Annotated in this window: 10 protein-coding genes; 4 read left to right on the top strand and 6 right to left on the bottom strand. The window is 52.3% G+C overall.

The genetic code is table 11. The features are described 5' to 3' along the window. Positions 1-188 precede the first annotated feature (188 nt). Together FBQ85_20185 and FBQ85_20180 are read left to right on the top strand one after the other, a co-directional pair. A complete protein-coding gene (locus FBQ85_20185; GenBank protein MDL1877455.1) occupies positions 189-431 on the top strand; it encodes a GlsB/YeaQ/YmgE family stress response membrane protein in 243 nt (80 codons plus the stop codon). 157 nt (positions 432-588) lie between these two features. Continuing rightward, positions 589-1,035, top strand: coding sequence for a hypothetical protein (locus FBQ85_20180; GenBank protein MDL1877454.1), 447 nt, complete (start codon positions 589-591; stop codon positions 1,033-1,035). Positions 1,036-1,102: 67 nt separating this feature from the next. On the opposite strand, the gene FBQ85_20175 is transcribed toward FBQ85_20180, so the two are convergent. Together FBQ85_20175 and FBQ85_20170 are read right to left on the bottom strand one after the other, a co-directional pair. Further along, complete coding sequence (locus FBQ85_20175; GenBank protein ID MDL1877453.1) at positions 1,103-1,702, bottom strand: DUF937 domain-containing protein; 600 nt, start codon at positions 1,700-1,702, stop codon at positions 1,103-1,105. A 224-nt stretch (positions 1,703-1,926) separates the two neighbouring features. Then, positions 1,927-2,319: a hypothetical protein gene (locus FBQ85_20170; protein MDL1877452.1), complete on the bottom strand. Its 393-nt coding sequence runs from the start codon at positions 2,317-2,319 to the stop codon at positions 1,927-1,929. A 629-nt stretch (positions 2,320-2,948) separates the two neighbouring features. Between FBQ85_20170 and FBQ85_20165 the strand changes: the two genes are divergently transcribed. Next, a complete protein-coding gene (locus FBQ85_20165) occupies positions 2,949-5,996 on the top strand; it encodes a CHAT domain-containing protein (protein MDL1877451.1) in 3,048 nt (1,015 codons plus the stop codon). Between the two features lie 215 nt (positions 5,997-6,211). Next, entirely contained in the window at positions 6,212-6,640 is a 429-nt protein-coding gene (locus FBQ85_20160) for a hypothetical protein (protein MDL1877450.1), read from the top strand. 73 nt (positions 6,641-6,713) lie between these two features. Here FBQ85_20160 and mnmA read toward each other — a convergent pair whose 3' ends face one another. The 4 genes from mnmA to FBQ85_20140 all read right to left on the bottom strand — a co-directional run. Further along, positions 6,714-7,862 carry a tRNA 2-thiouridine(34) synthase MnmA gene (mnmA, locus tag FBQ85_20155; GenBank protein ID MDL1877449.1) on the bottom strand — a complete coding sequence of 383 codons (1,149 nt, stop codon included), beginning with the start codon at positions 7,860-7,862 and terminating at the stop codon, positions 6,714-6,716. 47 nt (positions 7,863-7,909) lie between these two features. Next, positions 7,910-9,091: a cysteine desulfurase gene (locus FBQ85_20150; protein MDL1877448.1), complete on the bottom strand. Its 1,182-nt coding sequence runs from the start codon at positions 9,089-9,091 to the stop codon at positions 7,910-7,912. 1 nt (position 9,092) lies between these two features. After that, positions 9,093-9,401, bottom strand: coding sequence for a hypothetical protein (locus tag FBQ85_20145; GenBank protein MDL1877447.1), 309 nt, complete (start codon positions 9,399-9,401; stop codon positions 9,093-9,095). Between the two features lie 111 nt (positions 9,402-9,512). Next, positions 9,513-9,961 (bottom strand): efflux RND transporter permease subunit (locus FBQ85_20140; GenBank protein ID MDL1877446.1); only part of this gene is annotated, 449 nt, incomplete at its 5' end.

Below are 9,961 nucleotides of genomic sequence, written 5' to 3'. Positions count from 1 at the left end.
GATACGGCTGAAGGCCGCCAACAAAACCGCAGAATCGAATTTTTCCGCGTGAAGTAAGCGGATAAAGATTTGACCAAATTTCTAACGCGAAGACACGAAGAATGTCTAGCCACGCGCTTGTGGCAAGCGGCTGTGATCCCTTCATGTCTTCGTGATTTTTTGTTTTATCTTCACGAGAGGGAGAATTTATGCTCTACACGATTTTGATCGGCTTGGTCGCCGGCGTCATCGCAAAGTTTCTCATGCCGGGCAAGGATCCGGGAGGATTGATCATCACGATATTGTTGGGCATTGGCGGCTCATTACTGGCGACTTATCTGGGCCAGGCACTCAACATCTACGGTCCCGGCGAAGGCGCGCGCTTAATCGGCTCTGTGGTTGGAGCCTTTATCATCCTGTTTGCGTATCGTCTCTTTACCAAAAAGCGCTGAGGCGGTTCACCCACCCTTCGAAAAAATTCATCAAGAATCGTGGCTAGAACCGGTACATTTTGAGGTAGCGCTGAAATCCATCGGCGCGAGTTGCTTGAGTACTGTCTCTATACCCCGCAGCCGGTTGCGGGGCATTTTTATTTTACGGAGAGATTTGATGGAAAAGACAGAGTTAGGCTGGGGTGGAATTTTGTTGCGCCTTTTGGGGGCATTGATCCTGGTTTATGCCACCTACAATCCCGAGGGCATCTCGTATTTTCATTGGGCGATCATGCCCGTCACAAAAGTTCCCGTAACGACATTCAGCGCCATCAATCCGCTCAAGGTGCTGGCCGGAGTTGGACTATTAATCGCCTGGCTGGTTTATCTGCAAGCGACAAACCGCTCGCTGGGATTGCGCGGCGCGGTTTTGACGGCAGCGCTGTTCGGCTCGATCATTTGGGTTTTGATTTATTGGAACGTGTCCACCCCGCGCGGCTCGCGCGCCATTGCCCATATCGTTCTAATCGTCATGGCGGTGGTGCTGACAATCGGCATGTCATGGTCACACCTCACACGCCGGCTCTCGGGCCAGGTTGATACCGATGAAATCGGTGAACGATGAATAAAAAATCCCAATCACGTTTGCCTGATTGGGATTTTTGTTTTGCTGCTCGAGTTTTTTGGTTATGCTAGCGTTTGCCGCCGCCCAACACCGCGCCAAGCAAATCACCCAGCCCGCCCAAAGGTGATGAGCCGCCTTGTGCTCCTCCACCGCCTGCAGCGCGCGTAAAGAAACCTGCTACATCGTCTAGAATATCGCCATCGCCGTCTTGATCGAGCAGCGAAGCAATGCCCGTCGAGCCCAGGCCTGCGGTGTCACGTTTTTGCGACAATGCGCCCAAAATAATCGGCGCCAACATGGGAATGATTTTCATGGCGGTTTCCATATTCAAGCCAAAGCGCTGGGACAACTGGCCGGCCGCTTGCACGCCAGAATCGCCGAGCAAACCGCCAAGGCGAGGGTCGGCATTTTGATTTTTTGCCTGCATGCCAAAAAGCCCGGCAATGTCGCTGAGCACATCCGCACTGCCGTATTTGTTGAGAATATGATCGACGCGAGGCGCGCCGCCGCGCTCTTGCATCTGCCGCTTCAAACCGCCTAGAATCAATGGCGCGACTTGCGGCAATATCTGACTCGCGGTTTGGTTATCAATCCCGAGTTGTGAGGAAAGCTGCTTCGTCACTTGGGGACCCAATGATCCTACCAGCTCTTCGATGAAATTAGCCATGTTGCAGTCCTTTCAAAATTTATACAAATAGTGGGGAATTATATTCATCATGATCAGACAGAAGCAGCAGCTCGCCAGGAAGCTAGAACAGCAGCAGCAAAACGCTTGAGAAGATGTGATTTGAGCAGCAGTGATAACCGTAAGATCTTTGCCTTCCAGAGCGGCTCGCCGATTGGTGCGGCCAATAAAAGAAGGCAAAGATCGCCTCAGAGTTTAGATCCTATTCAATGCGCGGCCGCACCCGCCGTTTTCTTGGCATAAGCGGAATACAGGCCCCAGGCACCCACGACCAGGTTAACGACGATGCCGAGCCAGCCGTTCGTCAATTGCAGTCCGCCGAGATTGCCCAGGCCGAGGGCGCCCAGGATGCCGACCAATCCGTTCAAACCACCCAGCGTTTGCGCGCCTGTGCGCTGGGCGCTCTCCGTGCCTTTGAAGCCCAAATAGCTGAGCGCTGCGCCGGAAAGCACATTAATCAAATTGCCTCCTCCGAGGATGTCTCCAGCTCCGGTTCCTGCTGCCGCCCCCAACATTGAGGTAATACCAGGCGCAAACTGGCCAAGAAGACCAATGATCATTTGCACCAGACCCGCATACTTCGTGAAGTTTTGCAGCATAACTGCTCCTCCTCGTTAGGTAAGAAGCCGTTTAACTCTGTTGGCCGTTGATACCGCACTCCCTTTGCTCAGTTTTGTTGAATTAGAAGCAGCCGGAGGCAGAATCAGGCTGTTACAAAGTATTAAAATTCTCAAGAAAGTCAAGAGAGGATTAGTTGCTGGCCGGGGAGAGCGGGAGCTTCAATGCACGACCCCTTGCCGCAGCCTGACCTTGCCGAAGCCAGGGTCTATCTAACCGCGAGCCTGTCAACGACTGCTCATCATCGCAACGGCTGCCCCCAAGCTGACGTATAGATTTCACGACAAACATGAACCACCATCCCCACAAAACAGGGCTTGACTTTCTGGAAAGATTTCGATACCAATGACATGAACACGGTTGATGCGTGCGGCGCTGTTGCCGGCGATCTCGCGCACATGAAAAGTCACAAACACCCCCGCTGATCTCGCGATGTTTGCCAAATTCCAGGATATTTGTAAAACGACAAGAACTCCGTGAATTGTAATTCGAGGCCAATACCAATTCGATTGCACAGCGCAGGCTTGGCGCGCCGCTTGAAGCTGTCGGGAGCTAGCGATCGTTGTTTACCCAAATACACTTTTCCTATCTGCGTGACAGATGGCGCTCTTTGCGCAAACACTCAGCGCATAGCCTAATTCTTGGCGCGGCATGCGCCGCCATTATTTTTTCACATCGACATCTCTCCGCTCCTCCTCCCTTTCCGCTTGATCGCGCAACAATCGCAACATTTCTTGCGCATACCCTGTTTGACAACTATCGCGCAAACCGGCAGCAGCAATTCCTGAGTTATGCCGAAGCCAACGCCCGGGATTCGCTTCATCAAGCGATTGCAACAAATCCATACGATGCCAGCGTATTTTTTCATGCTTTTTTGGATCGCAGCCTGTATCTGCGTTTTATGGGGAAACCGGACTCCTCGCAATTATATGAAACGCTTGCCGGTGAAATTGCGCAGGTTTTTGCAGAACAATATGCTGACAGCTTTTTCATACACCGGTTCGAACAGTTGGCGCATTTGGGAAAATCCTCTCCAAAAAATCTGAGCAATTGGATCGTTGCTCGAACGGCCTTTATGCGAGGGATCGACTACGATACCAGTCGTGCGCAGATCATTTTCAACATGCGTTGCCTGGAGTATGCGCACGCACAATTCCAGCGGCTCGGAGATCTCAAGCAAGCCGCCGACAATCTGTGGTGGCTATGCAACTTTCATCTGAGAGCGGTTGACGACAAGAATCAAATTTATGATCTCGCCCGGCAGTGGTTGCACGTCAGCCGTGACATCGGTTATCTTGACAACGAGTTGGAAGCGCTTTTGCTCATGGCTGAAATCTATGATAGCCGACGGCAGAGAGACTCTTCCGACATTTGCATCAAGGCAGCTACACGCCTGGCGCTGAAAATAGAAAAGCCTTACGCGCTTGCCAGTTTGCTGGATGTGAAGCTGGTCGATGCCATTGCGCGCCATGACATTCGCGCGGCGCTTTCAATTCTGTCAGATCAATTTCGTCTGATTCAAAAAATCCGCTATCGCGCCCTGAAGGCGGAAACACATGCGAAAGCCGCGCGAATCTATCACACCCTGGCAGATTACAATCTCACTCTGGCGCATCTCGACACGGCAATTATCCTGAAACGCAATCTATCCGAGTTTGCCGATCTGCCTTCACTTTGGTTGCACCAAGCCAAAGTGCATCTCGAACTCGGCGACTGGCAGCATGCTCTTGCACTGGCCGATTCCGCCCTGCAGGGTTACGAGGGTCTGCAAAATATTTCAAGAAAGGCCGGCACGCTCGGCTTGATTGGCATCATCCATTTGTGGAAGAAAAACTTCCGGCAGGCGCGCGCTTATCAACGGCAAGGCCTTGCCGCGCTCGACCCGCGGCGTGCACACATCGTACAAGCAGATTTGTGGAACAATCTCGGCGACATTGCCAGGCAAGATTCATCCTGGCGCGAGGCGGAGCAGGCCTATATTGCCGCGCTAAACGTGGGAGAAGATGCGCAATATCATCCTGCCCAGGCAAAAGCGTGGTTGGGCCTGGGATATATTTCTCTACAGCAACAACAAACCGATTCAGCTCTGGCGCGATTTCAGCGCGCTCACACGATAGCCGAAGACGCTGTTCAGCGAGAATTGATTTGGAATTGTCACTTTGGCCTGGCGCAAGCGCATGCCAATGCCGGGCATCTGGCGGCTGCCCGCTTGCATTATGACAGCACCATCGCCGCACTCGAGCACATCAGAAATTCGGTGAGCCGGCTAGATTTCAACATGAACTATTTCAGCACGGTTCAGCGGGTGTTTGACAGCGCGCTTGGCTTCGCGCTGAATCGCGCCGATGATAGGCTCCTGGTTCTAGAATACATGGAGAAGGCCAAGGCGCGCAATACTGTTGATTTGCTGTATCGTCAGATCGCGAATGCCAGCAATCTACGCGAAGCTCAAAACACACACGCCGATTCCTCGTTTTTTCAACTCGTAGCCAACCCTGCCAACGTGCAAAGCCAGCTCGACGATTCAACGGCAATACTTGTTTATCGCGTTAGGGACGCAAAGCTCATCATTGCCGTGTTGAATCGTTCGAATGTCGAAGTGATTCAAACGGCAATCACCGGGCATGAACTCCGTCAAAAAGTCCAAAATTTCCGGAGGATCATCGGCATCGACGGCCGTGATGCGTTTCAAAAAAGGCTGCGAAACGAGGCGCAAGCCTTGCGCACTGAGACCGAACGTCAAAGTGCCGAACTTTATCAGTGGCTGGTCGCGCCCGTCGCGCATATGCTGCGGCAAGCGCGCATGCTTTATATCATTCCCGACGATGTTCTCTACTATCTGCCGTTTGTTGCGCTCAAAGATGAACGTGACAAGCGTCTCTTTCTCGAAAAATTCGCGCCCGCGTTTGCCCCGAGCCTCACAGCGTTGCAACTTATGCTGCAGCGTTCGACTCCCTTCGCATACCGCGCGGAAAGCCCTGCACTCTTGATCGCCATGGATTCCAAAACTATCCCGCATGCCAAGCTCGAAATAAAGGCCGTCGCGAACTTTTTCAAAAATGCTACTCCCAAAATCTATACGCACTTGACACGATCAGAGCTTACCGGCATGCTCGATCGCTTTCAAGGCATCGTGCATCTCGCTCTGCATGCCGACGTTGATGACAGCCAGCCCTTACACTCTTTTTTGATTTTGGATGAGCGCCGCTCAAATCGGAGTCAGCGCGGCGCCGAGGTCAAACACCTGACGCTGCAAGGATTGAGATATTCTCCGGGGAGGCCCCGGAATGATGCGGGTATTTTGCGCGCCGCCGATATTCTTGATCTTGATTTGCAGGGCCAGCAACTCGCCGTGTTATCTGCATGCAAAACGGCCTTGGGGCAAAACCTCAGCGGCGAGGGCATGATGGGACTCACGCAAGCATTTTTGTGCGCCGGCGCCGAGCGATTGCTCACCAGCTTGTGGGACGTGGATGATCGCAGCACCTCCGAGCTGATGAGGGACTTCTATCGCCATCTCCAACAAGGCGCGCCACCCGCGCGTGCATTGCGCGCCGCGCAGTTGCAGATGATTCAGAACCTGGAAGCCAGAGCATCCCATTCCTATGCTTTTCCCTATTTCTGGGCAGCTTTCGTTTTGACGGGAAGAGGCGATTGAGGTTTATCGTAACTTAGGAACGTCATTTAAATAACTTACTCATTTGGGGAACCGCCAATAAACGCGAATATCCGCTAATTTTAAAATTCGCGGTTATTGGCGTGCCTTCGCGGTTTGAGATTTGGGCAAGTTATTTAATCGACAATCCTTAAAACATCGTAGCATCAATCATCTCAAATTCACTCACATTTTTTAACTTGAAAACGGGAGGAAAGATGAATCAAAAACAGAGCGAAGAATTTGTCAGCTATTGGATTCGAATCAAATCCAAAGCCCTCGAACCCAGGGCGGTAGAGCCGCGCAAGCTGAATTTCTACACGTATGTCATCCACTTTGGCGACAACCGCTGGCCCTGCCCGCCGCATTGTTTGGATGCCAGCGGCATCGGCCAGGCTTTCACTCTAACGACTCCTCTTCTGACGTTTTTTTTTCTGGTGGTGTCGTGGTGGGTATTCGGCGCAACCAGTGAAATTCCCTGGTTAAAACTCGCCTTGTGGTCGTTGGTAGGCGGAGGACTCGCCGGCTTCCTTCTCGGTTTTTTGTATGTTTGGAAATTCAACCGAACGGTGCGCGGCAATCACCTGGCGATTGATCGCGACGAGCTAAAGGAAGTTATTCGGGAAGTGCAAGCCGAATCGAAATGATTCATCAACACATGCTTAAACCAAAATGCCCCGGCTACGGGGCATTTTTATTTTCAGATGATAACTGATACACCTATTTTCGCACGTGATCAATTACCCCTCCGCCAATCACGATATCGCCATCATAAAATACGGCGGATTGGCCGGGTGTGATCGCACGCTGCGGCGCATGAAAGCGCACACGCGCGGCATGCTCTTCGGCATCATAAAGACGCGCCGCCGCGCCCGAATCGCGATACCGAATTTTACAGTGTACTTCTCGTCCTTCCTTCGGGCAATATTCTGCTCCCCAGTTTACGGAGGAAACCACGAATTCGTCTTGCAGCAGATCCTCGGCGTCACCGAGAGTAATAGTGTTGGTAAGTGAATCGATTTGCGTGACAAAAATCGGGCGGCCAAAGGCCATCCCCAGGCCTTTGCGCTGGCCGATGGTATAAAACGGCACACCGGCATGCGTTCCGAGCGCCTTGCCCGTCCGATCGACGAACTCACCTGCGCCAATTTCTTCAACGTTTGCCGGCGCTTTTTCCTGCAAATAACGCCGGTAATCATTATCCGGAATAAAACATATTTCCTGACTCTCTTTCTTCTCGGCCGTCTTCAGGCTCAAGCTGCGCGCAAAGTCGCGCACTTGCGGCTTGGTCAGCTCGCCCAAGGGGAAAAGCGTGCGCGCCAGCGCCGCTTGTCGCACGCCCCACAACGCATAGCTTTGATCTTTATTGTGATCGACGGCGCGGCGCAATACCCACCGGCCGGTGTCGGGATTTAATGCGACTCTGGCATAATGCCCGGTCGCAAGAAAATCCGCGCCGATGTTTTCGGCCTGTTGCAGCAATGCGCCCCACTTGATAAACGTGTTGCAGCGCACACAGGGATTGGGCGTGCGCCCGGCAAAATATTCTGCAATAAAATCTTGCTGCACGCTGCGATCAAAAATTTCTTTCAGGTCCAAAACGTAATGCGGCACGCCCAGCTTGTGGCAAATCGCCCGGGCATCGGCCATCGTGTCGATCGAACAGCAGCCGCTTTCAAAATTGACATTGCCGCCGCTGGCATGAAAATCCCACAGATTTAACGTGATGCCGATGACGCGATAGCCATGCTCATGCAGCAATGCCGCAGCCGCGGAACTATCGACGCCGCCGCTCATCGCTACGACCACGGTTGCGCCGGCGCCGGGCGCAATTTGTGACTGCGCTAAATAATTGTGCTTATGATCCATCATGAATTATGCAAAAATTGTTCAAAATATGATTTCAACTTAACCGATTAAGCCGTGCTCATCACCCTGCCGACTTTGGGCGGGATCCGTCTATCCCGCTTGCGGCGTTGCAAGATCTGCTCGAGCGCGGCAAGAGTTTCGGCTAACTCTGCCTGCGTCGTATATCGACCGAAGCTGAAGCGAATGGCAGAATTGGCGCGGTCGTTGCTGAGATTCATCGCGCGCAAAACATGACTGGGCTCAACGCTGCCCGAACTGCACGCTGAGCCATTACTCACCGCGATACCTTGCAAATCAAGGCTCATGACCATGGCCAGGCTGTCCATTCCCGGAAAAGAAATATTCAGTACGCCTGGCAGGCGTTCGCGCGGAGGGCTATTCAGCGTTGCTTGTGGATAGATTTGTTGAACGTTCTGCCAAAAATCCTGCGTGAGTGCGCGCAATCTTTCCGCTTCGCGCTCACGTTCGGCCATGATCATTGCCGTTGCCCTGCCAAAACCAACGATTGCGGCAACATTTTCGGTGCCCGCGCGGCGTTCGCGTTCTTGCTTTCCGCCATGCAATAAAGGCATAATCTTCGCACCACGCCGAAGAAACAACACGCCAACACCTTTGGGTCCGTAGATTTTATGTCCGGACACGCTCAATGCTGTTACCGGCATAGTTTTCATATCTAAAGGGATTTTGCCAAAGCTCTGCACCGCATCCGAGTGAAATGGGATTTGCCGTTCGTCCGCCAGCCGCGCAATTTCCAAAATTGGGTTGATGGTTCCGACTTCATTGTTCGCGTGCATGATCGAAATCAAAGCCGTTTCCGGGCGAAGCGATCGCAATACCGCCTCAACCGTAATCATGCCGGCGCCGTCAGGCTCGACATAGGATACTTTCCAGCCACGCTTCTCCAACTCGCGAAATACCATGAGCACGCTGGGGTGTTCGAGGCGGCTGGTGATCACATGTTGCGGCGCTGCAAAACTTTGAATCAAGCCCTGAATTGCGGCATTGTTGGATTCGGTTCCGCCGCTCGTGAACACGATTTCCTGCGGTTGGGCGCCAATGCTTGTTGCAATTTTTTCACGGGCCTCATCAATTGCGACTTTAACTTCTCGACCAAATCCGTGAATGCTCGAGGGGTTGCCAAAATGCTCGAGAAAAAATGGCTGCATTTCGGCATAAACCTCTTGAGCCAGCGGTGTTGTCGCGCTGTAATCCAAGTAAATACGGCTCATGTCATTTTAACACAGTTTGTTGATGTTGCGACAATATATTGTGAGACTGCCATATATTCAAGAATTTTTCCACATGCCCAGCCGGATAAGCACAAAAATCTTCAAAAAATTTCCCCCCAAGGGGAACAAAACAATTAAATTCTGCGTTAGTGCTTCTGAAACTGCTCGGCATGCCTTCGGGTAGCGCCTTGAGCGGTGCGGCTATCAGCGCAGTACTGGCGGCGCTCGCTGATAGCCTTTTTTTTACACAAAAAGAAAAGCCGCAGAAAATATGTTCCGCGGCCTTTGCAGCAAAAGAAAAATTTGCCATTATCTTGAGAAAGAGGGCGGTAAGTTACGCCGCCCTTCTCACAAGGGATTGTGGCAAAAAATCATCTCGCACACGACTTCCCACCACGCTGATCATGGCCTCCTGAAAAAATCATTTTTGTGTTTGCTTTTGCTTTCCACCAAACACAATCGCAGTCACCTGCTTAAACCATTCTCGCAAATCATCCAGATAGGTGTATGCCAGCGGCACGGCCAATAGCGTCAAGATGGTCGAAGAAATCATGCCGCCAATCAGGGTACGTCCCATGGGCGCATAGGAAATACCGATCACCTTTGCCGTGCCCAGCGCCATCGGAATCAAGCCCGCGATCGTCGTTCCGGCAGTCATCATAATCGGACGGAAACGATGCCGGCCGGCTTCGATAATCGCGTCATGCCTGCTGTAACCCGCCACGCGCAATTGATTGATCAAATCGACCAATACAATGCCGTTATTCACCACGATGCCGACGAGAATAAACAAGCCGATCATGGCCATCAAATCGATCGGGGTTTGCGTGATGAACAAAATCCAGCCCACGCCCACAAACGCGAGTGGAA

The organism is Cytophagia bacterium CHB2, from assembly GCA_030263535.1.
In the GTDB taxonomy this organism is placed as follows: domain Bacteria; phylum Zhuqueibacterota; class Zhuqueibacteria; order Zhuqueibacterales; family Zhuqueibacteraceae; genus Coneutiohabitans.
This window is presented reverse-complemented; position numbering and strand designations above follow the sequence as displayed.

Coding starts and splice junctions, on each gene's coding strand:
- FBQ85_20185 (MDL1877455.1), top strand. CDS start 189: ATGCTCTACACGATTTTGATCGGCTTGGTCGCCGGCGTCATCGCAAAG.
- FBQ85_20180 (MDL1877454.1), top strand. CDS start 589: ATGGAAAAGACAGAGTTAGGCTGGGGTGGAATTTTGTTGCGCCTTTTG.
- FBQ85_20175 (MDL1877453.1), bottom strand. CDS start 1,702: ATGGCTAATTTCATCGAAGAGCTGGTAGGATCATTGGGTCCCCAAGTG.
- FBQ85_20170 (MDL1877452.1), bottom strand. CDS start 2,319: ATGCTGCAAAACTTCACGAAGTATGCGGGTCTGGTGCAAATGATCATT.
- FBQ85_20160 (MDL1877450.1), top strand. CDS start 6,212: ATGAATCAAAAACAGAGCGAAGAATTTGTCAGCTATTGGATTCGAATC.
- mnmA (MDL1877449.1), bottom strand. CDS start 7,862: ATGGATCATAAGCACAATTATTTAGCGCAGTCACAAATTGCGCCCGGC.
- FBQ85_20150 (MDL1877448.1), bottom strand. CDS start 9,091: ATGAGCCGTATTTACTTGGATTACAGCGCGACAACACCGCTGGCTCAA.
- FBQ85_20145 (MDL1877447.1), bottom strand. CDS start 9,401: ATGGCAAATTTTTCTTTTGCTGCAAAGGCCGCGGAACATATTTTCTGC.